The sequence below is a fragment of the Pelagibacterium sp. H642 genome (assembly GCF_031202855.1).
In the GTDB taxonomy this organism is placed as follows: Bacteria; Pseudomonadota; Alphaproteobacteria; order Rhizobiales; family Devosiaceae; genus Pelagibacterium.
Window position 1 is genome coordinate 794,610 of sequence record NZ_CP101829.1, and the last position, 26,933, is coordinate 821,542.

A 26,933-nucleotide genomic window follows, 5' to 3' on the forward strand; every position below is an offset into this window, starting at 1 on the left:
CAACGCTGCCAGGGGAGCGGGCGCAGTGTGGGGCATTATCGCGAGAACCAATACGCTTGGCCATCGCCGCGTCCCCCTCATCCGTCCACTTCGCGGCCACCTTCTCCCCCAAGGGGGCGAAGGACAGGACGCCGCGGGCGCTCTGGCACAAAAGCCCCTCGCCCGGTTGGGATGCGGCAATCATCTTGCTACCGCCATGTGAAGACGCGGGTGACGGCGTAGTTGAAGACGACGCTCATCACCACCCCCGCGATGCCGGCGATGAAGAAATTGGCGAGGTTGGCTTCGAACAGGACGCTGGCGACCGAGATGTTGGCGATCGCGCCGAAGCTGCACACGACGTAGAAGCTCAAAAGCCCGGTCCAGAAGCGGGCGCCGCGCAGCTTCTTGTCGGCGTAGGTCAATTCGTTGTTGAGCACGTAATTGGTGGTCATGGCGATGAGGGTCGCCACCAACTGGCTGTTGGCGAAGTTGAAATCGAGCCCTTCGAAAACGAAGGTCAAAACCGCCATGTGCACGACGACCCCGGACGCGCCCACCAGGGCGAACAGCAGGAAGCTGGTGGGGAGAAAGCCGCGCGAGATCTGGGAGACGATCAGCCCGAGGAACTGGGCGACGATCAGGGGGCTCATCTTGCTTTCGCCCGCATGGCGCGGACGGAAGCTGTAGGGCACTTCGGCGATCGCCAGCTTGCCGCCCAAGGTGCGGTTGGCGGTGGCGATGATGTCGAGCAGGATCTTGAAGCCTTCCCGCGACAGGGAGGGCACGATCCGGCTGAACAGGGAGCGGCGGAGGAGGAAAAAGCCGCTCATGGGATCGGACAGCGACTTGCCCGTGAGGATGCCCGAAAGGCGCGTGGCGATGCTCGAGCCCATCTGGCGGCCGGCGGAAAAGCCCGATTGCGAACTCCCCTCGCCCGTATAGCGCGAGCCCACGGCGATATCGGCGCCCTCGCGGACCTTTTGCAGCATCTGGGGCAGGATGGTTTCGTCGTGCTGGTGGTCGGCATCGATGACGGCGACGAATTCGGCGGCCGAGGAAGCCATGCCCTCGATGCAGGCCGAGGACAGGCCACGGCGCCCGACACGGTGGATGCAGCGCACATGCGGTTTTTCAAGCGCGATGGACTTGGCGAGTTCGGCGGTTCCATCGGGGCTGTCGTCGTCGACGACGATCACCTCGAAGGCAATGCCGGCGAGGGCGGCCTCGAGCTTTTCGATCAGCGGGCCGATATTGTCGCGCTCGTTGAAGGTGGGGACGACCACCGAAAGGGTCGGCGCCGTCCACTGGGCGGCAAGCGAATCGTGGGGGGCGAGAGCAGTCATTGTATCGTCTTCTTTTGTCCCCAGGATAGCCGGGATGTGCAAATGCAGGGGCGCCGCCTGGATGCGGGTTTCGATCTCGCGCCGTCGCGGTGCACCTCGCATAGCAAGCCCGGCAGGGCGATGCAAAATTTTTTGCCCTCGGCGCGCTTGACTCCCCTTCAGCGTCTCCCTATCTCGTCGGCCATGCTGTTGGCACTCTCTTCCAAAGAGTGCTAACAGCGGAGGAAATCGATCTCAACACTACGTTCCAAGGAGCGACCATGAGCTTCCGTCCCCTGCATGACCGCGTTGTGGTCCGGCGCGTCGACAGCGAGGAAAAGACCGCTGGCGGCATCATCATCCCCGACACCGCAAAGGAAAAGCCCTCCGAGGGCGTGATCGTTTCGGTTGGCCCGGGCGCCCGCGACGAAAGCGGCAAGGTGACCCCGCTTGACGTGAAGGCCGGCGACCGCGTGCTGTTCGGCAAGTGGAGCGGCACCGAAGTCAAGATCGGCGGCGAAGACCTGCTGATCATGAAAGAGTCCGACATCATGGGCGTGATCGAAGCCTGATTTTCAGCGTTTCTCACGTCTTTTTCTTATTTCATTCGGAGTAAACTCGCATGTCCGCCAAAGACGTAAAGTTCTCGACCGACGCCCGCGACAAGATGGTGCGCGGCGTCAACATCCTGGCCAATGCGGTCAAGGTGACCCTGGGCCCCAAGGGCCGCAACGTGGTGATTGAAAAGAGCTTCGGCGCTCCGCGCATCACCAAGGACGGCGTGACGGTTGCCAAGGAAATCGAACTTGAAGACAAGTTCGAGAACATGGGCGCACAGATGCTGCGCACCGTCGCTTCCAAGACCAACGACATCGCCGGTGACGGCACCACCACCTCCACGGTTCTGGCCCAGGCCATCGTCAACGAAGGCGTCAAGGCCGTTGCTGCCGGTATGAACCCGATGGATCTCAAGCGCGGCATCGATCTGGCCGTGGGCGAAGTTGTCGAAAAGCTCGCTTCGAAGGCCGTCAAGATCTCGAACTCCTCGGAAGTCGCACAGGTCGGCACCATTTCTGCCAATGGCGAAAAGGAAATCGGCGAGATGATCGCCAACGCCATGCAGAAGGTCGGCAATGAAGGCGTCATCACCGTCGAGGAAGCCAAGACCGCCGAGACCGAACTCGACGTCGTCGAAGGCATGCAGTTCGACCGTGGGTACCTCTCGCCCTATTTCGTGACCAACACCGAAAAGATGGTCGCCCAGCTCGATGATCCGCTCATCCTGCTGCACGAAAAGAAGCTCTCCAACCTCCAGGCCCTGCTGCCGGTTCTCGAAGCCGTGGTGCAGAGCCAGCGTCCGCTGCTGATCATCGCCGAGGACGTTGAAGGCGAAGCGCTGGCGACCCTGGTGGTCAACCGCCTGCGCGGCGGTCTCAAGGTTGCTGCCGTCAAGGCTCCGGGCTTCGGCGATCGCCGCAAGGCCATGCTCGAGGACATCGCGATCCTCACCGGTGGCCAGGTGATCTCGGAAGACCTCGGCATCAAGCTCGAAAACGTCACCCTCGACATGCTCGGCACCGCAAAGCGCGTCGAGATCTCCAAGGAAAACACCACCATCGTCGATGGTGCGGGTTCCAAGGACGACATCGAAGGCCGCGTGAACCAGATCAAGGCGCAGATCGAGGAAACCACCTCGGACTACGACCGCGAAAAGCTCCAGGAACGCCTGGCCAAGCTCGCTGGTGGCGTTGCCGTGATCCGCGTCGGCGGTGCCACGGAAGTGGAAGTGAAGGAACGCAAGGACCGTGTCGACGACGCGCTCAACGCGACCCGCGCTGCCGTTGAAGAAGGCATCGTTCCGGGCGGCGGCGTCGCGCTGCTGCGCGCTTCGTCCAACCTCTCCGCCAAGGGCGCCAACGCCGACCAGGAAGCCGGTATCGCCATCGTGCGCCGCGCGCTTCAGGAACCGGTCCGTCAGATCGCCAACAATGCCGGCGACGAAGGCTCGGTGGTCGTGGGCAAGATCCTCGACAACGGCGACGACAAGTATGGTTACGACGCCCAGACCGGCGAATATGGCGACCTGATCCAGATGGGCATCATCGACCCCGTCAAGGTGGTCCGCACCGCCCTGCAGGACGCAGCCTCGGTTGCCGGCCTTCTGGTCACCACCGAAGCCATGGTTGCCGAACTGCCCAAGGAAGCTGCTCCGGCAATGCCGGCCGGCGGCGGAATGGGCGGCATGGGCGGCATGGATTTTTAAGAAATCCATACCGGCCGGGCGCTCTTCGCGCCTTAAGTACGGGATTGGGACCTCTCCGGGTCTCGAACGGGAAGGGCAGCGTTTCGGCGCTGCCCTTTTCGTTTGCCAACTTCCCGCAGCGTTTCGGCGCTGCCCTTTTTGGTTTGCAGGCTCGCTACTCGTCCATGAGGACGGTGAACCCGCCCCAGATCATGCGTTTGCCATCGAACGGCATGTCCATGCCGGTCATGTTTGGATCTTCCGACATCTTCTGGCTGGCGGCATCCCGGGTGGCCTTGTCGGGATATTCGACCCAACTGAACACGACTGTCTCGTCATCCCTGGCCTTCACGGCGCCAAAGAAATCGGTGACCTCGCCTTTGGGGATATCGTCTCCCCAGCATTCGACGTGCCGGGTAGCGCCGAGCTTTTTAAAGTACTCGGCGGCTTCCCTTGAGTGCTTGAGATAGACGTCCTTATTTGCCGTGGGAACTGCGGCAACAAATCCTTCGATATAGGGCATGATCAATCTCCTCTGCTGCCCGCGACGTGTGCGGGAGTGCAGAGTAAAGACGCACAATGGGGCGCCGAGCCGACATCCGCGCGGGATTTTTCGCTGGCGGAGACTCGAGATGCCAACTTTGAACCGTGAGCGCGCAAATCCATTCTATGTTGCTCGGGCTCGGCGGTGACATTTTTCTCGTTATTACACTACTTGTTTGGTCGACTATTCGATAGCATTTCTCCACACACCGGAGGAGGACATTGATGGGTGGGGATTTCATACTGTTCGCGGTGGTCGGCTTTCTGGCCCAGCTCATCGATGGGGCACTGGGGATGGCCTATGGGGTGATCAGTTCGACGGTGCTGCTGAGTCTCGGCGTGTCGCCCGCCTATGCCTCGGCGACGGCGCATGCGGCAGAGGTGTTTACCACGGCGGCTTCGGCCACCAGCCATGTGGCGCATCGCAATATCGACTGGAGATTGTTCTGGCGCCTGGCACCGGCTGGTGTTTTGGGCGGCGTGCTGGGGGCGTATCTGTTGACCAGCGTCGATGGCAGCGTGGCGCGGCCGTTCGTTACCGCCTATCTGACCATCATGGGGTGCTTCATCCTCTATCGCGCGTTCCGAGGCGTATCGCCAGGGCTCGACCCCAAGACCCATTTCGTTGCGCCGCTGGGCGTTGTCGGTGGATTTGCCGACGCGGCGGGCGGAGGCGGATGGGGACCGGTGGTGACCTCCACCCTGGTGGGCTCGGGCGGCAAGCCGCGCTATGTGATCGGGACCGTCAACGCCGCCGAATTCCTGCTGGCCTCGTCCATTTCGGCGGCGTTTCTGTTCGCGCTGCTTTCGGGACATTGGGAGGAAGCGGGCGAACTCGTCGATCATGCATGGTCGGTGGCAGGGCTCGTCGTGGGCGGGCTGATGGCCGCGCCGCTGGCCGGGCTGGTGGTCAAGCGCGTGCCCACGCGCGGGCTGATGTATGCGGTGGGGATATTGGTGATCTGTCTGGCTGGATACCAGACCTGGGACATGCTGGCCGGTTAGGGAAAGAACAAGAGCTTGATGGCCAGTGCAATGGAGAACACGACCACCAGTGGGCGGATGACTTTCGCGCCGAAGCGGATGCCGGTGATGGCGCCGAGATAGCCGCCCAGCACCTGGCCGGCGGCCATGACGGCGGCAACCGGCCACATGACATCGCCCGCAAAGACGAAAAAGCTCAGCGCCGCGAAATTGGACGTGACGTTGAGCACCTTCGTGTGGGCCGAGGCGCGCGCCGCCGACAGGCCGAAAAGGGCGACAAAGGCCAGGATGAAGAACGAGCCGGTGCCCGGACCGAAAATGCCATCGTAAAAGCCGATCACGAAGGCAAAGACGGGCACGAAGGTGGAAAAATCGAGCCGTGCCGCGCCGTCGATATCCTTGATCGAAGGCGAGAGGGTGAAATAGAGCGCCACGGCGATGATGGCCACCGGAACGGCGATTTCAAGCGCCGAGGTATCGACCTGCTTGAGCACGATGGCCCCGAGGAACGAGCCGGCGAAGGCGGCGGCCATGGAGGGCACCAGCGACAGCAGGGAGACATAGCCTTTGCGCCAGTAGGTGTAGGCGGCCATGGTGGTGCCGACGATGGACTGGGCCTTGTTGGTGGCCAGCGCCGTGACGGGCGGCAGGCCGGCCGAAATCAGGGCGGGAATGGTGATCATGCCGCCGCCGCCCGCCACGGCATCGACAAAGCCGGCGACGACGCCAACGCCGCCCAGGGCGAGAAGGACCCAGATATCGAACACGGAAAGCTTTACTCCACGAGGCGCCGAGCGCGCCGATCATCCCGGCCTTTCGCGCGAAACGCCGGGATGATGCCTTTATTTATCTGCCGCGCTTGCTGGCATGAACCGCGACGGTTTGCAACTCAATCGGAGGTGGCGATTGGTGCGGAAATAACGAACAATCTGTCGGGAGCGGGCGGATTTTACACATGAGTGGTTTGAGGCAGTGTCTCGTCATCGCAAATCAAAACGGGCGCTGACAATCATGACGTCGCTTCAGACCTATCTTCCGACCGCCGGGCGCATTCTGCTCGCGGTTATCTTCATTCTTGCCGGGTTCAACAAGATTCCCGCCATCGAGGGCAATGTGGGCTATATGGAAGCCTATGGCGTGCCCGGCATTCTGATCTGGCCCACCATCATCGTCGAAATCGTCGGCGGGCTGATGCTGGCCATCGGCTTTAGGGCCCGCTGGGCGGCAGCGGCGCTGGCCGCCTTCACGCTGCTTTCGGCGCTGATCTTCCACACCGACTTTGCCGATGCCAACCAGATGACCGCGTTCATGAAGAACCTCGCGATCACCGGCGGCATGCTCTACGTCATCGCGTTTGGTGCGGGTGCACTGTCGGTGGACGAGCGCAGGGGGTGAGAGGCAGGCGCTGAAGCGTCGTCTCAGCGCCTGCTTGAAGGTCTTTCCGGAAATGAGGTGGGTGCGGAGACTCAGCGCCCCCCTCATCCGACCGCTTCGCGGCCACCTTCTCCCACCAGGGGAGAAGGGTAACGGGGATAAACGCGAGCGCAGAGTTGCTGGCTCTCTCAGGAGCATGTCCCAGGAGCCCCCTTCTCCCCTAGTGGAGAAGGGCCGGGGATGAGGGGGCTCAGCATCTCAAGCGCCACGGTGGTGGTTGCTGAAGCTCAGCGCACCCCTCATCCGACCGCCTCGCGACCACCTTCTCCCACCAGGGGAGAAGGGTAAGGGGAATAAACGCGAGCGCAGAGTTGCTGGTTTTCTCAGGAGCATGTCCCAAGAGCCCTGTTCTCCCCTAGTGGAGAGGGGCCGGGGGATGAGGGGGCTCAGCATCTCAAGCGCCACGGTGGTGGTTGCTGAAGCTCAGCGCACCCCTCATCCGTCTCGCCCGGCGGGCGATCCACCTTCTCCCTCAAGGGGAGAAGGGTAGCCGGTGGCAGGTCCTCGGCAGAAACGTAAGCGCTGCATCAGAAGTTCGAAATAGCCGCGCGCCGAGGTGTCCCTTCCTTAGGAGAACGCGGCGGCGCCGAGGGGTTGGAGGAGCATGTTCAGGGTGGCCAGCTTGCCGGCGTGCCATTCGGCGTTGCGGGCGACGACCAGCAGGGATTCGCTTTTGAGCATCACGCCATCCTCGAGCACGCGCAGGCCGTTGGCCCGGAGGGTCGAGCCGGTGGTGGTGATATCGACGATGAGATCGGCCGCGCCGGAGGCGGGGGCGGCTTCGGTGGCGCCCAGGCTTTCCACGATCCGGTATTCGGCGATGCCGTGGCGGGCGAAATGCCGGCGGGTCAAGTTGACGAATTTGGTCGCCACCTTCAGCCAGCGGCCATGGCGGGCGCGGAAGTCGGCGGCGACGTCGGAGAGGTCGGCCATCGCCGTGACGTCGATCCAGCTATCGGGAACGGCCACCACCGCATCGGCGCGGCCGAAGCCGAGGCGCTTGACGATTTCGACTTGTTGCGGGCCGGTTTCGGCGGATTCGTGGATCAGATCCTCACCGGTGATGCCGATGTCGATGGTGCCGCGAATGAGTTCGCGGGCGATCTCGGAGGCCGAGAGGAAACGGACGACCACGTCGGGCATGGCGGCCATTTCGCCCAGATAGGAGCGCGCGCCGCCGGGGCGTTCGATGGGAAGGCCGGCCTTTTCGAAGACGGCGATGGCTTCTTCCTGGATGCGGCCCTTGGAGGGGAGAGCGAGCATGATGGTGCTCATCATTGCACCTCCGCTTCGAGACGATCGGCCCAGACGGCGCAGCCGACGGCGGGGATATCTTCGGGCGCGCCGAGGCGGCGCAGCAGGCGGTCATATTGCCCGCCCGAGACCAGAACCAGCCCCCCTGCCCCGGTCACCTCGAAGGTGATGCCGGTGTAATAATCGAGGCGCGGGGAGAAGCCGGCATCGAACAGCACATGGCCCAAGAGGCCATCGCGAAGCTGGGCCAAGCGGCGGCGGGTGGTCGAAAGAGCTGCGGCGAGATTTATCCCGGTGGCCGAGGCGAGGCTTTCGATAGCGGCGAGCGCTTTATCGGCCGGGCCGGAGATGGCGAGATAGTTGCGCAAGAGGTCGATGCTCTGGCCGGGAACATGGGCGGCTTCGAGCGCCTGCTTTTCGAGGTAGCGCTGAGCGATCTCCTCGGGGCTGCGGCTTTCGGTGAGGCTGAGCCCATTGGTGAGCATCAGCTCGCGCACCCATTCGGCGATGTCGCCTTCGGCCAGGCCGGCGGGACCGGCGGCAGGGGGTTTAGGATCGGCCAGCCGATCGAGCAGGCCGGCCATGGCCTCGGGGTGACCATAGCGGGCGCGGATGCGCGGGCGCCAGACATCGGGCATGTCGCAGGCGGCGAGGATGGTTTCGAAGAGATCGATATCGCCCATGCGGATGGTGGGAGCGGTGACGCCGTAGATGTCGATCACGGCGCGGGCGAAGGCGATGACGCGGCCGAGCGCGGCGTCGGCATCGGGGAGCGCCAGGAGTTCGAGGCCGCCCTGGTCGAATTCGGCGGGACCATCGGCGCGCTGGCGGAAGACCGGCCCGAGATAGCCATAGGCTGCGGGGGTGGCCGCGCCGGTCGCGATGTGCTCGATAGCGATGGGCAGGGTGAAATCGGGGCGCAGGCAGAATTCCGAACCGTCCGGGCCCTGGGTCAGGATCATGCGCGCGCCAAGTTCCTCGCCGGCGAGGTCGAAATAAGCAGCGGGCGGGATGAGGATTGGCGGGGTGGAGACCGTGACGCCAGGGGCGGAGATGAGGGCGTGGAGGGACGCGCGGCGGGTGTTAGCGGACATTGCGGGCTCCAGTGGCAGAAGACACACGCAAGCTCTGGCGCAGGACCGAAAGGCTGTCCCCCCTCATCCGTCTCGCCCTTTGGGCGATCCACCTTCTCCCACCGGGGGAGAAGGGTAACGGGGCCCGAACTATCGCAGAGTGTTTGGCGAGCGCTGCAGGCCCCTCATCCGCCCCTTCGGGGCACCTTCTCCCCGGCGGGGAGAAGGGGAATGGGGCAAACGAACGTTCAGAGTTCCTGGCCGGTGCTGCAGGCCGCTCTTCCGCCCCTTCGGGGCACCTTCTCCCCGGCGGGGAGAAGGGGAATGGGACAAACGCAAGTTCAGAGTTCCTGGCCGGTGCTGCAGGCCGCTCATCCACCCCTTCGGGGCACCTTCTCCCTGGCGGGGAGAAGGAAGGCTGGGCGCTGCGGCGAGAGCCCCCCTCGCCCCGCTGGGGAGAGGGGACGGGGGTGAGGGGCCGGCCAAGGGAAATAAGGTTGGCGATCATTATCGGACCGCCGTGCGTTTGGCAGGCATTGGGCTGGATTCCGCGAACAGGTTCCGGGATGACAAGGTGAGTTCAGGGAAGCGCTGGGTCTTGAAACCAGCGTTGTTGCCCCGGGATCGATTCCCGGAGTCCAGGGTGAGTTTGGAGGCGCGGGAGGCGGCCATCACCCGTTTGCCTTCATCCAGGCGGCGACGGCGGGGATTTGCTTGACGAAATCGACCATCTGTTCGCGCGGGACCGAATATTGGCCGGGGCGTTCGGTTTTCCAGGCGGCGTTGTCGGTGATGGAGGCGGCGGCTTCGGCGCCTTCGGCCAAATCCTTGATCTGGACGATGCCCTGCTCGCGTTCGTCCGATCCCTGGATGATGACGGCCGGAGCGTTGCGCTTGTCGGCGTATTTCATCTGCTTGCCCATGTTCTTGGAGGAACCCAGGAACAGTTCGGCGCGGATGCCGGCGTTGCGGAGATCGGCGACCATTTTCTGGTAGTCGGCGATGCGGTCTTTTTCCATGACGGTCACGACCACGGGGCCGGTTACGGGCCGGTCCTCGAGGTTGCCGGTGAGTTTCAGAGCCGAGGCGAGACGGGAAACGCCGATGGAAAAGCCGGTGGCCGGGGTTTCCTCGTTGCGGAAGCGGGAGACGAGACCGTCGTAACGGCCGCCGCCGCCGACCGAGCCGAAGACGACGTCCTGGCCCTTTTCGTTCTGGACCTTGAAGGTGAGTTCGATTTCGAAGACAGGGCCGGTGTAATATTCGAGGCCGCGGACGACGGAGGGGTCGATCTTGATACGGTCGGGACCGTAGCCGGCTGCATAAAATAGACCGGACATCGCCTTCAGCTCTTCGACCCCTGACAACGAGCCGGGGTTATTCTCTGCGACAAAATCCAAAGCCTTCAGCGTTACCCTGGCGGCAATTTCATGGGTCTTTTCGGGAGTGAGCTTGCGCTGTTCGTCCAACGGAAAGCGCTCCAGCTCTTCATCAAACATTTTTTCGAGGAGTTCATTAAGTTGAACATATTCCAGTAACAAGGAAATGGATGCGTCCGATAGGCCTGCGCCCTCGGTAAAATCTCCGCTCTCATCCTTGCGGCCCTCACCGAGGAGAAGGCGGACGCCTTCGGGGCCGAATTTGTCGAGCTTGTCGATGGCGCGGAGGACGGTGAGTTTCTGGGCTTCGTCGGTCACTCCGATGGCCTGCATCACGCCATCGAGCACCTTGCGGTTGTTGACCCGCACGACGTATTTGCCCGCCAGCCCGAGCGCGTCCATCGTGTCGGCCATCATCATGCAGATTTCGGCATCGGCTTCGGGGCCGGCGGCGCCGACGGTGTCGGCGTCGAACTGCATGAACTGGCGGAAGCGGCCGGGGCCGGGCTTTTCGTTACGGAACACCCAGCCCTGGCGGTAGGAGCGGAACGGCTTGGGAAGGTCCTGATAGTTCTGAGCGAAATAGCGGGCGAGCGGGGCCGTCAAATCGTAGCGCAGGCTCATCCACTGATCGTCATCGTCCTGAACCGAGAAGACGCCGGCGTTGGGACGGTCGGTGTCGGGCAGGAATTTTCCGAGCGTTTCGGTGTATTCCAAAAACGGGGTCTGGAGGGGATCGAAGCCGTAGCGCTCATACACATGCCGGATTTTCGCGACCATCTGCTCGATGGCGGCGAGATCGCCCGGTTCGGAATCGACGAAGCCGCGCGGCAGGCGCGGTTCGATGAGCGCAGTGTTCTTAGCCATGTGAAAAGTCCCTGACCCCGGCGGAAACCGGAGGGTTTTGCGTTACGGGGAGTTCCTAAACGATAAGGCCAATCGAGACAAGGCGAGCGGGCGGTGTTGCTCAAGCGCCACAGGCGGCGATCAACTGCGACATCCCGCCACATCAGGGGTTGGCGGTCACGGATTCGTGAGCTATGAGGTTGGTACCTTCAACCGGTGCTTGCAATGGGCGCCAAAGCCTTCGGGAGACGTCATATGACAGCATACGCTCACGTCCTCACCCGTGGTGTTGAAGGTCGCGGCTGGGTCATGACCCGCTGCCTCACCCGCAACGGTTTTAACGGCCTCAAAGCCTGACATAACCTCGCGGTAATCGGGTCGCTCGCTTAGGCTCGATCTTCCAAAACACCTCCAGAAATCAGCAATCCTGACGACAGCACATTTGCGTCCTGCCGCCCGGATTCCAACCAAACCTCAACCCTTGGTCGCGTTCGGGGACGGCTGATCGTCCCTCCTTTCGCGTCCAGCAACATGGAGCCAGTGCGCCCTGTGGCGGCTGGACGAAAAGTTATGTCGCATATTCAGGCTTCAAACGAACACGCGGTGCTGCGGATTTCCGTGGATACCCTTATTGCCGAACACGGCAAGTGGCGGGTGGTGCTGGCGGCCATCAAGGCGATGGTGCGCGGCAAGCGCCGGGTGCAAACGATCCGCCCGATCGACCTGCCCAACTCGATCCGCCGTGACATTGGGCTGCCCACTATCGTGGACCCGCCAAGTATGCCCACGGTGATGATGGTCTATGCCAGGCCGTAGTCACCTTATGAGCTCGGCGCTCTTGGCTGAGGCCGCTGCTGGATTCCGGGAACAAGTCCCGGAATGACAAGGGAAGCGTTGGGGTACGTTACCGCCGCGTGTCACCCCGGGATTTATTCCCGGGGTCCAGCAGTCGCCTTGCGCGGAGGCAACGCCTGCCGCGTTTAAACCGTCGCTTTTCGCCTTAGTGTCGAAAAAGAACCGAGAACGGCGCGCATACCTTGCCCCGGGTCAAGCCCGGGGTGACACCGTTGGTGGGTGGGTGATTCTGGTGGACCGCTCGCCCCCCTGTCCCTGTTTCATTTTATGGCCTCACGAAATCGGCGCGCAGGGCTTCGATGGGGGCGTGGCAGTGGCAGGTGTCCATGTGGTCGTTGACGAGCCCCATGGCCTGCATGAAGGCGTAGCAGGTGGTGGGGCCGACGAAGGTGAAGCCGCGCTTTTTGAGGTCTTTCGATAGCCGTACCGAAGCCGGCGTGGTGGCGATGGTGCGCAGGGTTTCCCAGGAATGGTCGGCGGGGCGCTCATCGGCGAGGGGCTCGAAGCGCCAGAAATAAGCAGCGAGCGTGCCGAACTCGTCACGCAAGGCTTGGGCGCGGCGGGCGTTGTTGATAGTGGACACGATCTTGCCGCGATGGCGGACGATGCCGGCATCGGCCAACAGGCGCTCGATGTCGGGTTCGTCGAAGGCGGCGACTTTGTCGATATCGAAACCGGCAAAGGCGGCGCGGAAATTTTCGCGCTTGCGCAGGATGGTGAGCCAGGACAGGCCCGACTGGAAACCTTCGAGGCAGAGCTTTTCGAAAAGCCTGGTATCGCTGGTAACCGGGAAGCCCCATTCGGTGTCGTGATAGGCCTGATAGAGCGGATCGCTGCCGGCCCAGGGGCAGCGGACGGGCGCGGTGTCGGTCATGGAATCGGCTCCCTGCAAAAGTCGGGTAACCATAGCGGTGAGCACCCGATTAACCACCCCGTTTGACGCAATCTTTGCCGCTGGGCGGGCAAAAATCGGGTTCCCTTGTCGCTGCAATCGAGTCGCCGATGATCCGCATCGCCCCTGCCCTTCTGGCCTCTCTCCTGCTTATTGCCCCCGCGCAGGCGCAATCGGGCTATCGCGGCTATCTCGATGCCATGTTCGGGGCGCCAGCGGCAACGCAGACGCCGCAAACGCCCGAGCACCTGCGCCCCTACCAGGCCGGCCAGACGATCAACCCTGCCTATCTGCGCCAGGTGGTGAGCTACGCAACAAGCGAAGCGCCGGGAACGCTGGTGGTCGATACCGAGCAGCACTTCCTGTTTCTGGTGCTCGATGGAGGCAAGGCGATGCGCTATGGGATTGGCGTGGCGCGGGTCGGGTTCGAGTGGAGCGGTACGCATCGGGTGACGCGCAAGGCCGAATGGCCGAGCTGGACACCGCCGGCCGAAATGCATGCGCGCCAGCCGGGACTGCCGCGATTCATGGAGGGCGGCCCCAACAACCCGATGGGCGCGCGGGCACTATATCTGGGTTCGACGCTCTACCGCATCCACGGAACCAACGAGCCCTGGACCATCGGGCGCTCGGTCTCCTCGGGGTGTATCCGGATGACCAATGAGGACGTGATCGACCTCTATGAGCGTGTGCCGGTGGGCGCAAAAGTGATCGTCATCTAGAGGCGTCCGCACCTGGGGCAAAAGTCGGTCAAGGCATTGACGCAAGCGTCAGCATCCGCAAAGGGAGGCGCCATTCCCTTAAGCTGACGAGATTCTTGATGACCCAGACGGATACCAAAGTCAGCGACCGCTTTCCCATGCGTCCGATTCCGATCGGCATTGGGTTGGTCGTTTTTGTTGCTCTGCTGTTTCTTCCCGCCCCCGACGGCCTTTCGACCGAAGGGTGGCGCGTGGTGGCCATTGCGAGCCTCATGATCATCTGGTGGATCACCGAGGCGGTCCCCATTCCGGCCACTGCGCTGATCCCCGTTGCGGCTATGCCCATATTGGGCGCCACCTCGCAAGGGGCGGCGACGTCCCCCTATGGCGACCCGATCATTTTCCTGTTCATGGGCGGCTTTCTCCTGGCGCTTGCCATGGAACGCTCGGGCCTGCACCGGCGCGTGGCGCTCAACATCGTTCTGCGCACCGGATCGGGGCAGCGCCAGATCGTTGGCGGCTTCATGATCGCTACCGCGTTCTGCTCGATGTGGGTTTCCAACACGGCAACGGCGGTGATGATGCTGCCGGTGGCGCTTTCGGTGGCCGAGTTGATCAAGGAGCGCGGCGGATCGTCCCAGTTCCCGCTGGCTTTGCTGCTTTCGATTGCCTATGCGGCCTCGATCGGCGGCGTTGCGACCCTGATCGGCACCCCGCCCAATGCGCTTTTGGCCGGCGCGCTCAACCAGAGCTACGGCTATGATCTGGGCTTTGCCCAATGGATGATCGTGGGCGTGCCGGTGGCCGTTGTGGTGCTGTTTGGCACCTGGCTGGTGCTGACCCGATTCTCCATCCGGCTGGAGAAGGGGGAGCTCGAAGGCGCCGAGGAATTGTTCCGCGCCCAGCTCGCCGAGATCGGTCCATGGACCCAGGCAGAAATCCGCGTCGGCATCGTGTTCGTGGTGACGGCGCTGGCCTGGATTTTCCGCACGGTGCTGGACGACTTCATTCCGGGGCTCACCGACACCTCCATCGCCATTCTTGCCGGGCTGGTGCTGTTTGTTGCCCCTTCAGGCGACCGGGAGGGCGGCGCGCTGCTGGAATGGCATGACGCGCGCAAGCTGCCATGGGATGTGCTGATCCTGTTCGGCGGCGGGCTCAGCCTTGCCGCCGCCGTGACGGCCACGGGGCTGGATGTGTGGATCGGCGACCTGCTTGGCGCTTCGGCCAGTGCGCTGCCGCTGATCGCCGTGGTGTTCGTCGTGGCGCTGGTGATTCTGGCTTTGACCGAGTTCACCTCCAACACGGCGACGGCTGCGGCCTTCATTCCGCTGCTGGCGGCACTGGCGGTGAGCCTGGGCGAAAATCCGCTGCTACTGACCGTTCCCGCCGCGCTCGCCTCGTCCATGGCGTTCATGCTGCCGGTGGCCACTCCGCCCAACGCGCTGGTTTTCGCTTCGGGCCATGTGACCATTCCGCAGATGGCGCGGCAGGGCCTGTGGCTCAACCTGCTCTCGGTGGTGGTGATCACCACGCTGGCCTATGGGCTGATGATCGCCCTGATGGGCGTCACGCCCGGCGAATTGCCCGGCTGGGTGAACGCAGCCCAATAGCAGAACGAAAATTGGTCCGGCGACCTCGTCGCCGGGCCAGAGCTATTGTTCGATCATCTCCGGGGTCATTGGATCGCCCCGGCTGAGACGGTCATGCCGCATGCGGGATGTCGAAACCCCGATCGGCATAGTCCTTGAGCTTGTTTCGAATGGTCCGGACCGAAATCCCCAGGATTTCGGCGGCATGGGTGCGGTTGCCATTGGTTTGCCGCAGCGTTGCGAGAATCAGATCCCGTTCCACATCGGCAACCGGCAGCCCCACAAGGGCCTCGGCCAGTTCAGCGTTTGGAGCAAAGTCGTACACGGCACGTCCTTTCTGAGCCCCCAAACTGCTCACATCACAAATAGTTTACCGATAGGGTTAACAAAAGGTTAACGCAGGGGAAGCAGGCGCGTTTGCGGCGGCGGGAGTGCGGGTGGCGGGAAAGGTGGTACCGTCGCCCCGGATCGAACGGGGGACCTCTAGATCCACAATCTAGCGCTCTAACCAACTGAGCTACGACGGCATGGGCGTTGGGGACATCAAGGACGCTTGTGGCGGCGTCGTCCCGAAACGCGGCGGAACATAGGGCGAGATGAAAGCAAAGACAAGAGCGGTTTGTCCGTGGGGAAAAGGTTTTTTGCCCCCGCGCTCGTCTTAACCATTCGAGGGGTTTGACGGGGGTGAAGGCACGCAAGGCGTGGACCGGGGCGCGGAGTCCCTATATTTAAGTTTTCGTCAACCATGGGCGCTTTGCGCCCTTGGGTTGGACAAGACGGACAGGACATGACGCTCGACCGGACCAGCGCAGAACAGGCCCAAATCCTGGAGCGGCTCGAAAACGACCCGCACCCGGCCTGGCTGTGGCCAGCCGAGGGGGAACGGCCGGCCTGGACCAACAGGGCGGCCGGATTGTTCGGCGCCCGGATGGCGGACGGCGAAGTCAAAAGACGCGAGCCGGCGGTTCCGGTCAAAGGGCAGATCGCGCGAATCCTGCGGCTTGGCCTCGTCGGGCAACCCACGCTTTCGCGCATGCACTTTCTGGCCGGACGCAAACCGCTTTCGGCCACCTGCCGCTGCACGGTGATGCGGCTGGACGATGACGCTCCATACCTGCTGATGGTGGGGGTGGACCCGATCGCGGCCGAGATCTTCGATGCGGCGCGGGAAAACGAGCCGACAGTCGAAACGACCGAGTCCGTGAGCGTTGCGCCGGCTGCAGACGAGGATGGCAGCGGCCAGGACGCGGCGCCCACGCTGGAGGGCTTGTCGGCACTGGTCGATAAGCTTGCCCAGCACCAGACGCTTTTCGAGCCGCTTGAAGCCGACGATGACGAGTCCTTCCCCGGCCCGGTTCCCGGCCGCGATTATGCGGCCATCGCCTATGACGCTGAGGTCGAAGCGAACACCAGCGCGGGGCAATCCGATTGGGGCAATGACGATCCGCTGGCGCAGGAGGAAGCCGCCTTTGCCGCCGATGGCCAGCAAGACCGGGGAGCGGAACGGGCTGGTCTCTGGCAGGTGACCGGGCGCGGGCTCGTGCTGCCCAAGACCGAATACCAGGAGCCGCTCGAGACGGGTGGCGAGGAGCCGGACGCGGCCTCGGAGGCGGTGGAACAGACGTCGCGCTATAATTTCGAGGAGCTCTCGCGCATCCTCACCGACCGGATCGGCCGCGAGGAGCCGAGGGAGGAAGCGCCCACTCCCCTGCCCCGGCAAACGAGCGCGCGCGGGGCGCTTGTGCCGCTTTCGGAAGAAGCATTGGTGCTCAACCGGTTGCCGATCGGCATCCTGATCTTCCGCGACCAGGACATCCTTTTCGCCAACCGGGCGCTTGTTGACCTGACGGGCTATGAGAACGCCACGACACTGCGTGGCCTGGGGCTGGCGGCGGTCTTTCCCACCATCGATGCGGGCGAACCTGCCGGACCGGTGAGCCATCTTGTGCGCCAGGATGGCGCCAAGGTGCCGGTCAATGCGCGGCTTAACGCCGTGACCTGGCAAGGCAAGCCGAGCTTCATGCTTTCGGCGCGGGCGAGCGAGATCGAGCCGCTGCGCGAGGCGGAAGTGAGCCAGTTTGCCCAGCTCTGGGCCAAGGTGGCCGGGTTCGATTTCGTCACCGCCGACCGGGCGGGCATCGTCACCTCATTCGTCAAGGGAACGGCGAACGGGCTCGATGTGAGCGAGGGCGCACCGCTCACCGCGCTGGTGGCGCGGGCAGAGCAATCAGCGCTGCGCCAATTCCTGAGCCTGCCGGCGCGCTATGCGGGCGGGGTGCGGCCCGCGATCGCGCTCAAGGGCACACGGGCGGGGCAGACGCTGACGCTGTTCGCGGAAGGCCGGGCGGGGATCGTTTCAGGCTATTTCGGGCTGCTCGGCGGCGCGGCGGCCTCTGGCGCAGCCACCGGCAAGGGCGCATTACCCGCCGCGACGCTGGGCCGGATCACGCGCGGGCTGCGCCGGCCGCTCAACACCATCGCGGGATTTTCCGAGCTGATCGCTTCGGAATCCTTCGGACCGCTCGCCAATCCGCGCTATCTCGAATATGCCCGCGACATCCGTTCAGCGAGCGCAGAGATCGGCGACCTTGCCGACGAGCTCGACGATTTCGTGCGGCTGGCCGAGGGCGAGATGCAGGTTTGGCCGGCCGATGTGGATATCGCCACGCTTCTGGCCGAGTGCCTGGTGCGGGTGCGCGGACAGGCCAGCAAGGAGCGCGTGCTGCTGCGCAGCGCGATCAGCGAGCGGCTGCCCATGGCGCGGGTGGACGCGGGGACGCTGAAACAGGCCGTGCTCAACATGCTGGCGAGCGCCATCAGCGAAGCGGGCGAAGGCAGCCGCGTGGTGCTTTCAGGACAGGTCGAGGACGACGGCTCGATCTCCATCCATGTGCGCGATGGCGCCAAGGCGCCCGGAGCGCTGGCCGAGCGGTTCGTGGTGTTCCGCGATGGGGTGGCGGCGGACGGCACGCAGCGCAAGCCGAGCCAATCAAGCATCGGGCTGACGCTCACGCGCTCGCTGGTGGCGGTCAATGCCTGTTCGTTGAGACTCGATCCGGCGAGCGAGAGCGGGACGCTGATGACGCTGACGATTCCGGCAAGCCTGGTGGTGCGATAGGGTTTATCAGGCGCTGGGCTGTCGCCATTGGCGCTGCGCACCCCTCATCCGACCTTTCGCGGCAACCTTCTCCCGCCAGGGGAGAAGGGCGCCCCGTGGCAACGTCCGGCCAAACATCGACCCTGGCTGGGCTGTAAACGCTGCGCCCCCTCATCCGTCTCGCTTCGCGAGCCACCTTCTCCCGCCAAGGGAGAAGGGTAGGAAGTGGCAGCCCTGCGGTAGCCGTGTCGGGCTTACGCCTTTGGCTTGGCAGGAGTCTTTCGGGCGGTGGTGGTCTTCACCGTGCCGGCCTTGGATGTCGCCGATTTGGTCGCCGAGCTGGCGCGCGCCGGTTTAGCGGGGGTAGCGACGGCGCCGGCTGAGCCGACGATTCCGGCGTCGGGCGTGCCCTCTTCCATCGGGTTGGCGGGCTCGGCTGACGCGGAAGATGCCGCCGTGGGCGTAGCAACGCCGCCGTTCAATGGGGCGCCGGACGCATCGAAGAGGTGGTAGAGATCACCCTTGGGGCGGAACGAGACGGTATCGCCGGAACGATAGGGAGCCTTGCCGTCCTGGCGGATGATCACCGCTTCCTCTTCGCCGATGTCGACATAGATGTAGCTGTCCGAGCCCAGATCTTCGGAATAGATCACCTTGCCCGACCAATTGCCCGTGCCGTTGGGGGCGATTTCCATGTGTTCGGGGCGCACGCCGACCGTGGCGGCCTTATAGACCTCGGCATATTTGCCGTGCAGGAAATTCATCTTGGGGCTGCCGATGAAGCCAGCGACGAACAGGGACTGGGGATGGTCGTAAAGCTCCATGGGGGTGCCGACCTGCATGACCTTGCCGTCCTTCAATACCACGATGCGATCGGCCAGCGTCATGGCTTCGACCTGATCGTGGGTGACGTAGATCATGGTGGTGTCGGGCAGCGTTTCCTTGAGCTTGGCGATCTCCATGCGGGTTGCGACGCGCAGGGCGGCATCGAGGTTGGAGAGCGGTTCGTCGAACAGGAACACCTGCGGGTTGCGCACGATGGCGCGGCCGATGGCGACGCGCTGGCGCTGGCCGCCCGAGAGCGCCTTGGGCAGGCGATCGAGGTACGGGCGGAGCTGGAGCATATCGGCGGCGGCTTCGACCTTCTGGCGGATTTCGTCCTTGGGCGTACGGGTGAGCTTTAAGGAATAGGCCATGTTGTCGAAGACCGTCATATGCGGATAGAGCGCATAGGACTGGAACACCATGGCGATGCCGCGCTTGGACGGCGCAACGTCATTGACGACACGGCCGCCGATTTCCAGCTTGCCCGAGGATATGGTCTCGAGCCCTGAAATGGTGCGCAAAAGCGTGGACTTGCCGCAGCCGGAGGGGCCGACGAAAACTATGAATTCGCCCGACTTGATGTCGAGATTGATGTCTTTCAACACCTCGACATGGCCATAGCGCTTGTAAAGATTGGTAATCTTCAAGTCAGACATGGTCCCCTCCCAGTTTCCTTTTAGCTTATGCTTGCAATATAGGCCCCGAACGGGCCGAAACTCAACCGAGTGCCGGTGAGCTGACCATCCGAGCCGGGCGCGCCGGCATCGGTGGGGGACAGCCCCTCGGGCAGATCGTAGTCGACCGGTTCGGTGGACATGTTGAAGGCGCAGAACAGGGTGCGCCCATCCAGCGAGCGGGTGAAGGCCAATACCCCTTCGGGGGTTCCCTCGATCACCTCGATATCGCCCTTGACCAGCTCCGGATGCTCCTTACGGAAGCGCAGCACGGCGCGGTAGAACGAGAGCGTCGAGTTGGCGACATTGTCCTGCTGGTCGACGGCATACGCCAGGTGCTGGGCCGGAACCGGTAGCCATGTGCGATCGGCGGCGGAAAAGCCGCCATTGCGGACATGAGCGTGCCAGACCATGGGGGTGCGGCAGCCGTCGCGGCCCTTGAATTCGGGCCAGAACTCGATGCCGTAAGGATCGACGAGATCGTCATAGGCGATCTCGGCTTCAGTGAGCCCCAGCTCCTCGCCCTGGTAAAGGCAGACCGAACCGCGCATGGTCATCAGGAGCAGCGCGGCCTGATTGGTCAGGCGCCCCTCATGACCGTGCGGCGCCCAGCGCGAGACGTGGCGGACGACGTCGTGGTTGGAAAAGGCAAGGCAGATCCAGCCCTCGGGCGCCTTTTCCTTTGTCATCCTCAGCGCTTCGGCGAAATGGCGGGCAGTGTATTCGCCGCCCAGATAATCGAAGGTGTAGCACATATGGAGCTTGTCATTGCCCGAGGTGTATTGGGCCATGACTTCGAGCTGATGCTGGGCGTCGCCGATCTCGCCTACGGTGGTCGAGCCGGGATATTCATCGAGCAGGGCGCGTACGCGCTTTAAAAACTCGACGTTTTCGGGTTGGCTCTTGTCGTAGAGATGTTCCTGCAGATTGTAGGGATTGACCGCAGGAGCGGTCGAGGCGCTGTAATCCTCGGGCCGCACGGGCGGGTTGGATTGCAGCGTCTGGGAGTGGAAATAAAAGTTCACGGTGTCGAGGCGGAAACCATCGACGCCGCGCTCGAGCCAGAAGCGCATCTCGCCCAAAAGCGCGTCCTGCACCGCCGGGTTGTGGAAGTTGAGGTCCGGCTGGGAGGTGAGAAAGTTGTGCAGGTAATACTGCATGCGCCGCCCGTCCCAGTGCCAGGCCGAGCCGCCGAAGATCGAAAGCCAGTTGTTGGGGGGGCTGCCATCGGGCTTGGGATCGGCCCAGACATACCAATCAGCCTTTTCATTGGTGCGCGACAGCCGGCTTTCGGCAAACCAGGGATGGCGATCCGAGGAGTGGGAGATCACCTGGTCGATGATGACCTTGAGGCCAAGGGAGTGGGCCTTTTCCACGAGGCGATCGAAATCTTCCAGCGTTCCGAAGGTGGGATCGATGTCGCGATAGTTCGAGACGTCGTAGCCGAAATCCTTCATCGGCGAGGTAAAAACCGGCGACAGCCAGACGGCATCCACCCCGAGATCGGCGACATATTCGAGGCGCGAGGTGATGCCGACGAGATCGCCCACACCGTCATTGTTGTGGTCCTGAAAGGAACGCGGATAGATCTGGTAGATCACCGCGCCGCGCCACCAATCACGGGCTGCGGGCGAGATGTCTTCCGGGTGGACATACTGCCTGGACTCGGGCGCAAAATAACTCATCGCCGAGCGAACTCCCCTAAGCGAAGAACGGCCGGACGGAGCCGGCGCGCGTTCAAAAATTCAAGACCCTGACGGAGACCGGTCTCGTGCGGCGGGCCAGCTCTCCATTATGCCTTACGACTTGTTTCCAAAACGTTTTGGCTTTGCGTGCTTACGCCGGCTATCGTGCCTCCGTCAATCGGGACTTGCGCTCGGGTGCGCAATGTTGTGCATGTGTGACAAGCCCAGTGTGACCGATCCATGACAAGGGTTGCCGGGCGTTGGCCCCACGGGTCGGAGGAGCCCGGAAAAACGACGATGACCACTCCACCCCGCCGCTCGCGCAAGCAGGGCGGCTCAGCAAGCAGAAACGTCACGATCAAGGATCTGGCGGCCGAGCTGGACGTTTCGATCACCACGATCTCGCGGGCGCTCAACGGCTATACAGATGTGGGCGAAAAGACGCGCGAAAAGATCGTGGATACGGCGCGGCGGCTGGGATATACGCCCAACCGCAATGCGCAGAGGCTGGTGACGCAGCGCTCCCACTCGATCGCCTGGGTGCAATCGGACGACGACAACAAATTCGTCGATCCGCATTTCGTGGAGGTGATGGCTGGCGTTTTGCGCGAGGCGCGCATCGACCACTACGATATCGTGATGACCTCGGAAACGCCGGGGCGCCAGCTTGCCACCTATGAGCGCTATGTGCGCGACGGGAGCGTGGACGGGTTCATCGTCGACCTGCCCCGCCCCAACGATCCGCGCATCAGCTTCCTGCTCGAAGCGGGAGTGCCGTTCGTGGTGCATGGGCGCGAGGAACGGCAGGGCGAATATGGCTGGGTGGATGTCGACAATTACGGCAATTTCTACAATCTCACTAAGCTGATGATCGCCAATGGGCACAGGCGGATCGCCTTCATCAATGGCGACGAGCGGTTCCTTTATGCAACGACGCGCCGGCAGGCGGTTTACGATGCGCTGGCCGACCATGGCCTGCCGCCCGAGACGGTGACCTATCTCGAAGGCACCCACCCGATGGTGGAGGCGGGGTTCCAATTGACCGAGCTGGCGCTGGCCGATCCGTCAATCACCGCCTTTATGTATTCGTCGATCCTGATGGCGGTGGAAGGGGTTTCGGCGGTGACGCGGGCGGGACGCATGCCGGGGCGCGACGTAATGATCGCCTCGATGAATGACGAGCTGCAATATCTCAACCTCGCGCCCATCGAGGGGCAGATCACCTATGTGCGGTCATCACTGCGGGCGGCGGGACGGGCGCTGGTGGCCGAGGTGATCCGACAGTGCGAGCGCAAGACGGTGTCGGGGACGTTGATTCCGTCCGTGTTCGACCTGGCGGATGGGGTTGATGGCGGGGCGATCGCGGAGAGTGTGGAGGTGGTTTGAGGCTCGCGGCTGTCAACTCCAGACGTCAGTGTCCCCGGTCAGTGCTGCGCCCCCCTCATCCGTCTCGCCCTTCGGGCGATCCACCTTCTCCCACCAGGGGAGAAGGGTAGCTCGGGGTAACGCTTCGGCAAAAGCACAAACACTGCAGAACGCGCCCCCTTCCCCCAGTGGAGGGAGGCGCTGAGCTGGTGAGATGTTCGGGCAGCGGGTATCTATCTGCCCACTTACCCGCCCTTGACCGAGCCCGCCAGAAGACCACGGACGAAGTAGCGTTGGAGGGAGAAGAAGACGATCAGCGGCACGATCATCGAAATGAAGGCGCCGGCGGTCAAAAGTTCCCAATTGTTGCCGCGGCTGCCGAGCAGATTGATGAGGCGGCCGGTCAATACCAGTTCGGTGTTTTGAGAACCGAGGAAGATCAGCGCGACGAGCAGATCGTTCCAGACCCAGAGGAACTGGAAGATGGCGAAGGAGGCCAGCGCCGGAAAGCTCAGGGGCAGCACCATTGTTGTGAAGATCTGGAAGTGGCTGGCGCCATCCATGCGCGCGCTTTCCATGATCTCGCGCGGCAGGCCGACCATGTAGTTGCGCAAAAGAAATATGGCGAGTGGCAGGCCGAACGCCGTGTGCGCCAACCACACCCCGAGATAGCCCTTGGCCTCGCCGCCGAAGACATCGGCAACGCCATTGTAGAAGCGCAGGATCGGGATCAGCGACATCTGCAGCGGCACGACGAGGAGGCCGACGATAATGGCGACCAGCACGCCGCGCCCCGGAAAGCTCATCCAGGCCAGCGCATAGGCGGCGAAGGCGGCGATGAGTATCGGGACGACGGTGGCGGGGATGGCGACAGTCAAGGAATTGAGGAAGGACTGGCCGATGCCGTTGGCGGTGAGCACGGACCAATAGTTATCGAGGGTGAAGCGCGGCGGCTCGCTGGCGCGATAGTAGACGCGGGGGCCGCGCTCGTGTTCGAACGGCGTCGCCGAGGTCCAGCGATAGGCGCCGTCCGGCTCGACAACCATCTGCCCTCCATCGCGCATTTCCACCGGTTGGCCGACTTCAAAAGCGCCCGGTTCACGGCTGGTGATGCCCACCGCGCTGACGGTCAGACCCGATGATTCGTCCAGAATATCTCCGGATATGACGTATTGCCCGTTTTCCTCGACCTGTTCCTCGGCACTGCCCAGTGCGGCGGCACCGGTGGTCTGGGAGGTGGTGAGCGAGGTCCACCAGCCTGAGAGAGCAAGCTGGTCGGCATCGCGGACCGAGGAGATCAGGAGGCCCGCGGTCGGGAAGGTCCAGAGCGCGACGATCAGCAACAGTGCGATGTTGGCGACAAGCCGCCCGATCTTGATGCGGGACCAGATCGAAGCCCGATATTGCTCCTCGGCCGCCTCGGTGGCGGGGGCTGTGGTGGCGGTGCTCATCAGCGTGTCCCCTGCTCGCGGTTGGCGTTACGGATGTTCCAGATCATGATCGGGAGGACGGCGATAAGGATGACCACGGCGATGGTCGAACCGCGCCCGAAATCGCCCGAGCGGAACATCCACGAATACATGAGGTTGGCCAGAACCTCGGTCTGGAACTGACCGCCGGTCATGGCGAAGACGATGTCGAAGACCTTGAGCACGGTAATGGTGATGGTGGTCCAGACCACGATCAGCGTGCCGGTGATCTGCGGGATCATGATGGTGAAGAAAATCTGAATGTCATTGGCGCCGTCGATACGCGCCGCCTCGATGGTTTCCTCGGGGATGCCGCGCAGGGCGGCCGAGAGGATGACCATGGCAAAGCCGGTCTGAATCCAGATGAGGATGACCATCAGGAGGAAGGAGTTCCACGGAATGATGGTGAGCCAGTTTTGCGGCGGATTACCGAGGCCAGTGGCGATGGCGTTGAGGACGCCGATCTGCGGCTGGTCGGGGCCGCGATAAGCATAGACGAACCGCCAGATGACCGAGGCACCGACAAATGAAATCGCCATGGGCATGAAGATCAGCGATTTGGCGATGTTGCCCCACCAGACGCGATCGGCCAGCACGGCGATGACCAGGCCGAAGGCGGTGGAGAGCGCCGGCACGATCAGCAGCCAGAGGAAATTGTTGAGCAGCGACTGGCGGAAATTGGCGTCGTTTATCGCCCAGATATAGTTGGAAAAACCCACGAAACGCGAGCCATTGGCGTTGAACAGGCTCAGCCGGATGGTTTCGAAAACCGGGTAAACGAGATAGAGCGACAGGAACAACAGCGCCGGGGCGAGAAACAGCCAGGGCCGGATCGAGGTGCGCAGCCGATCCTGCCGCACCGAGCCCTCGGCGGACGCATCGCCGACAAGAAACTTGTCGAGCAGCCAATTGCTGCCCCAGAAATAGGCCACTGCCGCGGCAAGGGCCACGATCACCGCCAGGACGGCACCAAGAACCTGTTCTATCATCCCCCGCCTGCCCCCTCACTGGCCGCTGATGCGGCTATTGTTGCTCCTCCATCGGAAAGCCCGATGGAAAAAGATTAATCCGAGGCGCGAGCCGCGCCAAGCCGGAAAGGCTGCGGGGAGTTAGCCCCGCAGCCGATGCTTGATCAGAGATTGTCCCAGGCGGCCTGGATCTGGTCGGCCGCTTCCTGCGCGGAAGCGCCGTTCACGAAATCGACCATGCCGGTCCAGAACGCGCCAGCACCAATGGCGCCGGGCATCATGTCCGATCCGTCGAAGCGGAAGGTTGTCGCTTCGAGCAGGATTTCGCCCTGTGCGCGCAGCGCGTCGGACGAATAGACATCGACATTGGCGCCGGTATGGGCGGTCAGGAAGCTCGAATTTTCCTGTGCCATCCAGATTTCATGCGCGATCGGGGTCTTGAGATATTCGATGAAGGCGCGAGCCGCATCGGAATCCGAGGTGATCGACACCAGCGTGCCCGAACCCAGGACCGGACGGCCCAGATCGGCTTCGGCTTCATAGGGCGGCATGTAGAAGAAGTCGTAGTCGGTGCCCGCTTCGGTTCCTTCCGGGAAGAAGGACGCGATGAAGGACGCCTGCTTGTGCAGGTAGCACTGGGGCGGGATGGTGAAGAGGCCCAGCGGGCTGTCACCAAACGCCGTGGTGGCCACGGCAGCCGTGCCGCCCGCGACATTGGCATCGTCCTTGACGATGGAGCCGAAGATCTCGATGGCCTCGACCACCTTGGGATCGTTGAAGGGCAGCTCATTGGACACCCAGGCGTCATAATCTTCCGGGGTCTGGGTGCGCAGCATCAGGTCCTCGATCCAGTCGGTCGCCGGCCAGCCGGTGGCGCCGCCCGATTCAAGACCCACGCACCAGGGCACGCCGCCATCGGCCTTGATCTGTTCCTGGAGCTCGAAAAGCTGCTCCATGGTTTCGGGAACTTCATAGCCCATTTCATCGAAATTGATGGGCGAGTACCAGATCAGGGATTTGACTTCCTGCTTGAAGGGGAAGGCATATTGGGCCACCTCGCCGCCTTCGCCCTCGAACTGGCCAAGGGCCGACCAGGATTCCCCGGCGGCATAGTTTTCATCGATCCAGCTGGTGGTTTCCTCACCCAGATCGACGAGCGCGCCCTGGCTTGCAAATTCGGCGAGAAGGCCGGGCTGGGGCAGAATGGTGATGTTGGCGGGCGAACCGGCTGCGATATCGATGCGGGCCTGTTCCTCGTAATTGGGCGAAGAGCCGAGCTGGGCGGTGACGCCGGTGGCTTCCTCAAAGAACGAGACGACGGCGCGCCACTGGGAGGCGTCACCCGGATCGTCCCGCCAGGGGGTCCAGAAGCTCAATTGCTGACCCTCAAGCGAGTCGCCATATTCGGCTTCGAAAGCGTCGAGCGAATCCCAGCTGAAATCGCCCTCGCCGCGGACGATATCCTGAGCGAAGCCGGACGTCGCGACAAGGGAAAGAGCCAGAGCGGACACTCCGGCCAAAAGGGTTTTGTGCATGTAGTCCTCCCATAGCACATGGAGACGCGAAGACGCGTCAAGCTGCCGCATACGACACTCCAAAACGTTTTGGCAACCAAAACGTTTTTGCCGGCCCAATTGAGGATGCGGGCTCTGACGTGCGGCACTTCGAGGGTTGCATAAAGTGTGTTGATTGCCAAGCGTGTAACGCGGTTGCGATCCGGCCTGGAACCGCTGCCGGCGACTTAATGCGCA

Annotated in this window: 20 protein-coding genes, 1 tRNA gene and 2 pseudogenes; 9 read left to right on the top strand and 14 right to left on the bottom strand. The window is 63.1% G+C overall.

Translation table 11 applies throughout. From position 1 onward, the window contains the following. Positions 1-188: 188 nt before the first annotated feature. Positions 189-1,325: a glycosyltransferase family 2 protein gene (locus NO934_RS03980; protein ID WP_309162413.1), complete on the bottom strand. Its 1,137-nt coding sequence runs from the start codon at positions 1,323-1,325 to the stop codon at positions 189-191. 260 nt (positions 1,326-1,585) lie between these two features. Between NO934_RS03980 and NO934_RS03985 the strand changes: the two genes are divergently transcribed. Together NO934_RS03985 and groL are read left to right on the top strand one after the other, a co-directional pair. After that, positions 1,586-1,876: a co-chaperone GroES gene (locus tag NO934_RS03985; RefSeq protein WP_309162414.1), complete on the top strand. Its 291-nt coding sequence runs from the start codon at positions 1,586-1,588 to the stop codon at positions 1,874-1,876. Positions 1,877-1,926: 50 nt separating this feature from the next. Next, entirely contained in the window at positions 1,927-3,567 is a 1,641-nt protein-coding gene (gene groL / locus NO934_RS03990) for a chaperonin GroEL (protein WP_309162415.1), read from the top strand. Positions 3,568-3,721: 154 nt separating this feature from the next. Here groL and NO934_RS03995 read toward each other — a convergent pair whose 3' ends face one another. Then, a complete protein-coding gene (locus tag NO934_RS03995) occupies positions 3,722-4,069 on the bottom strand; it encodes a DUF1428 domain-containing protein (protein WP_309162416.1) in 348 nt (115 codons plus the stop codon). A gap of 245 nt (positions 4,070-4,314) precedes the next feature. On the opposite strand from NO934_RS03995, the gene NO934_RS04000 reads away from it, so the two are divergent. Continuing rightward, on the top strand, positions 4,315-5,094 hold the full coding sequence (locus NO934_RS04000; RefSeq protein WP_309162417.1) for a sulfite exporter TauE/SafE family protein: 780 nt from the start codon (positions 4,315-4,317) through the stop codon (positions 5,092-5,094). On the opposite strand, the gene NO934_RS04005 is transcribed toward NO934_RS04000, so the two are convergent. Beyond that, positions 5,091-5,840 (bottom strand): TSUP family transporter, encoded by a 750-nt coding sequence (locus NO934_RS04005; RefSeq protein ID WP_309162418.1) that lies wholly within the window; start codon positions 5,838-5,840, stop codon positions 5,091-5,093. The two genes, NO934_RS04000 and NO934_RS04005, sit on opposite strands and share 4 nt — an antisense overlap. Before the next feature lie 244 nt (positions 5,841-6,084). Between NO934_RS04005 and NO934_RS04010 the strand changes: the two genes are divergently transcribed. Further along, positions 6,085-6,468 (top strand): DoxX family protein, encoded by a 384-nt coding sequence (locus NO934_RS04010; protein ID WP_309162419.1) that lies wholly within the window; start codon positions 6,085-6,087, stop codon positions 6,466-6,468. Positions 6,469-7,074: 606 nt separating this feature from the next. Here the strand turns inward: NO934_RS04010 and hisG are convergent. The 3 genes from hisG to hisS all read right to left on the bottom strand — a co-directional run bounded on the left by hisG (position 7,075) and on the right by hisS (position 11,080). Further along, the gene (gene hisG / locus NO934_RS04015; RefSeq protein ID WP_309162420.1) at positions 7,075-7,782 is read right to left on the bottom strand and encodes an ATP phosphoribosyltransferase; all 708 of its coding nucleotides are present in this window, start codon (positions 7,780-7,782) and stop codon (positions 7,075-7,077) included. Continuing rightward, positions 7,782-8,855 (bottom strand): ATP phosphoribosyltransferase regulatory subunit, encoded by a 1,074-nt coding sequence (locus NO934_RS04020; RefSeq protein WP_309162421.1) that lies wholly within the window; start codon positions 8,853-8,855, stop codon positions 7,782-7,784. The genes hisG and NO934_RS04020 overlap by 1 nt, the downstream gene beginning before the upstream one ends. 650 nt (positions 8,856-9,505) lie before the next feature. Further along, positions 9,506-11,080 carry a histidine--tRNA ligase gene (gene hisS / locus NO934_RS04025; RefSeq protein ID WP_309162422.1) on the bottom strand — a complete coding sequence of 525 codons (1,575 nt, stop codon included), beginning with the start codon at positions 11,078-11,080 and terminating at the stop codon, positions 9,506-9,508. Positions 11,081-11,629: 549 nt separating this feature from the next. Between hisS and NO934_RS04030 the strand changes: the two genes are divergently transcribed. Continuing rightward, the gene (locus tag NO934_RS04030; RefSeq protein ID WP_309162423.1) at positions 11,630-11,875 is read left to right on the top strand and encodes a hypothetical protein; all 246 of its coding nucleotides are present in this window, start codon (positions 11,630-11,632) and stop codon (positions 11,873-11,875) included. Between the two features lie 304 nt (positions 11,876-12,179). On the opposite strand, the gene NO934_RS04035 is transcribed toward NO934_RS04030, so the two are convergent. Then, positions 12,180-12,788: a DNA-3-methyladenine glycosylase I gene (locus NO934_RS04035; RefSeq protein ID WP_309162424.1), complete on the bottom strand. Its 609-nt coding sequence runs from the start codon at positions 12,786-12,788 to the stop codon at positions 12,180-12,182. Positions 12,789-12,916: 128 nt separating this feature from the next. Here NO934_RS04035 and NO934_RS04040 point away from each other — a divergent pair, with 128 nt between their 5' ends. Together NO934_RS04040 and NO934_RS04045 are read left to right on the top strand one after the other, a co-directional pair. After that, entirely contained in the window at positions 12,917-13,528 is a 612-nt protein-coding gene (locus NO934_RS04040; RefSeq protein ID WP_309162425.1) for a L,D-transpeptidase, read from the top strand. Between the two features lie 98 nt (positions 13,529-13,626). After that, on the top strand, positions 13,627-15,120 hold the full coding sequence (locus NO934_RS04045; RefSeq protein WP_309162426.1) for a DASS family sodium-coupled anion symporter: 1,494 nt from the start codon (positions 13,627-13,629) through the stop codon (positions 15,118-15,120). Between the two features lie 91 nt (positions 15,121-15,211). On the opposite strand, the pseudogene NO934_RS04050 reads toward NO934_RS04045, so the two are convergent. Further along, a pseudogene (locus NO934_RS04050) lies at positions 15,212-15,400 on the bottom strand (helix-turn-helix domain-containing protein); the annotation flags it as partial. Positions 15,401-15,549: 149 nt separating this feature from the next. Continuing rightward, positions 15,550-15,626, bottom strand: a tRNA-His gene (locus NO934_RS04055). Between the two features lie 260 nt (positions 15,627-15,886). Here NO934_RS04055 and NO934_RS04060 point away from each other — a divergent pair. Continuing rightward, positions 15,887-18,217, top strand: coding sequence for a HAMP domain-containing sensor histidine kinase (locus NO934_RS04060; RefSeq protein WP_309162427.1), 2,331 nt, complete (start codon positions 15,887-15,889; stop codon positions 18,215-18,217). A gap of 467 nt (positions 18,218-18,684) precedes the next feature. Here the strand turns inward: NO934_RS04060 and NO934_RS04065 are convergent. Further along, positions 18,685-19,677 (bottom strand): annotated as a pseudogene (locus tag NO934_RS04065) (ABC transporter ATP-binding protein); the annotation flags it as partial. Between the two features lie 20 nt (positions 19,678-19,697). Next, entirely contained in the window at positions 19,698-21,380 is a 1,683-nt protein-coding gene (locus NO934_RS04070) for an alpha-glucosidase family protein (protein ID WP_309162428.1), read from the bottom strand. 297 nt (positions 21,381-21,677) lie between these two features. On the opposite strand from NO934_RS04070, the gene NO934_RS04075 reads away from it, so the two are divergent. Then, the gene (locus tag NO934_RS04075; RefSeq protein WP_309162429.1) at positions 21,678-22,766 is read left to right on the top strand and encodes a substrate-binding domain-containing protein; all 1,089 of its coding nucleotides are present in this window, start codon (positions 21,678-21,680) and stop codon (positions 22,764-22,766) included. Between the two features lie 224 nt (positions 22,767-22,990). Here the strand turns inward: NO934_RS04075 and NO934_RS04080 are convergent, their stop codons facing one another. The 3 genes from NO934_RS04080 to NO934_RS04090 form a co-directional block, all read right to left on the bottom strand. Then, positions 22,991-24,196 carry a carbohydrate ABC transporter permease gene (locus NO934_RS04080; RefSeq protein WP_309162430.1) on the bottom strand — a complete coding sequence of 402 codons (1,206 nt, stop codon included), beginning with the start codon at positions 24,194-24,196 and terminating at the stop codon, positions 22,991-22,993. Next, positions 24,196-25,200, bottom strand: a complete 1,005-nt coding sequence (locus NO934_RS04085; protein ID WP_309163646.1) for a sugar ABC transporter permease — start codon at positions 25,198-25,200, stop codon at positions 24,196-24,198. The genes NO934_RS04080 and NO934_RS04085 overlap by 1 nt, the downstream gene beginning before the upstream one ends. A 146-nt stretch (positions 25,201-25,346) precedes the next feature. Next, positions 25,347-26,717: an ABC transporter substrate-binding protein gene (locus tag NO934_RS04090; RefSeq protein WP_309163647.1), complete on the bottom strand. Its 1,371-nt coding sequence runs from the start codon at positions 26,715-26,717 to the stop codon at positions 25,347-25,349. Positions 26,718-26,933 lie beyond the last annotated feature (216 nt).

Excerpts from the sequence above, each read along its gene's own strand:
- NO934_RS04075 (WP_309162429.1), top strand. The coding sequence starts at position 21,678 with ATGACCACTCCACCCCGCCGCTCGCGCAAGCAGGGCGGCTCAGCAAGC.
- NO934_RS04070 (WP_309162428.1), bottom strand. The coding sequence starts at position 21,380 with ATGAGTTATTTTGCGCCCGAGTCCAGGCAGTATGTCCACCCGGAAGAC.
- NO934_RS03995 (WP_309162416.1), bottom strand. The coding sequence starts at position 4,069 with ATGCCCTATATCGAAGGATTTGTTGCCGCAGTTCCCACGGCAAATAAG.
- NO934_RS04035 (WP_309162424.1), bottom strand. The coding sequence starts at position 12,788 with ATGACCGACACCGCGCCCGTCCGCTGCCCCTGGGCCGGCAGCGATCCG.
- NO934_RS04080 (WP_309162430.1), bottom strand. The coding sequence starts at position 24,196 with ATGAGCACCGCCACCACAGCCCCCGCCACCGAGGCGGCCGAGGAGCAA.
- NO934_RS04020 (WP_309162421.1), bottom strand. The coding sequence starts at position 8,855 with ATGTCCGCTAACACCCGCCGCGCGTCCCTCCACGCCCTCATCTCCGCC.
- NO934_RS04045 (WP_309162426.1), top strand. The coding sequence starts at position 13,627 with ATGACCCAGACGGATACCAAAGTCAGCGACCGCTTTCCCATGCGTCCG.
- groL (WP_309162415.1), top strand. The coding sequence starts at position 1,927 with ATGTCCGCCAAAGACGTAAAGTTCTCGACCGACGCCCGCGACAAGATG.
- NO934_RS04000 (WP_309162417.1), top strand. The coding sequence starts at position 4,315 with ATGGGTGGGGATTTCATACTGTTCGCGGTGGTCGGCTTTCTGGCCCAG.
- NO934_RS04010 (WP_309162419.1), top strand. The coding sequence starts at position 6,085 with ATGACGTCGCTTCAGACCTATCTTCCGACCGCCGGGCGCATTCTGCTC.
- NO934_RS04030 (WP_309162423.1), top strand. The coding sequence starts at position 11,630 with ATGTCGCATATTCAGGCTTCAAACGAACACGCGGTGCTGCGGATTTCC.
- hisG (WP_309162420.1), bottom strand. The coding sequence starts at position 7,782 with ATGAGCACCATCATGCTCGCTCTCCCCTCCAAGGGCCGCATCCAGGAA.
- NO934_RS04060 (WP_309162427.1), top strand. The coding sequence starts at position 15,887 with ATGACGCTCGACCGGACCAGCGCAGAACAGGCCCAAATCCTGGAGCGG.
- NO934_RS04040 (WP_309162425.1), top strand. The coding sequence starts at position 12,917 with ATGATCCGCATCGCCCCTGCCCTTCTGGCCTCTCTCCTGCTTATTGCC.
- hisS (WP_309162422.1), bottom strand. The coding sequence starts at position 11,080 with ATGGCTAAGAACACTGCGCTCATCGAACCGCGCCTGCCGCGCGGCTTC.
- NO934_RS03985 (WP_309162414.1), top strand. The coding sequence starts at position 1,586 with ATGAGCTTCCGTCCCCTGCATGACCGCGTTGTGGTCCGGCGCGTCGAC.
- NO934_RS04090 (WP_309163647.1), bottom strand. The coding sequence starts at position 26,717 with ATGCACAAAACCCTTTTGGCCGGAGTGTCCGCTCTGGCTCTTTCCCTT.
- NO934_RS03980 (WP_309162413.1), bottom strand. The coding sequence starts at position 1,325 with ATGACTGCTCTCGCCCCCCACGATTCGCTTGCCGCCCAGTGGACGGCG.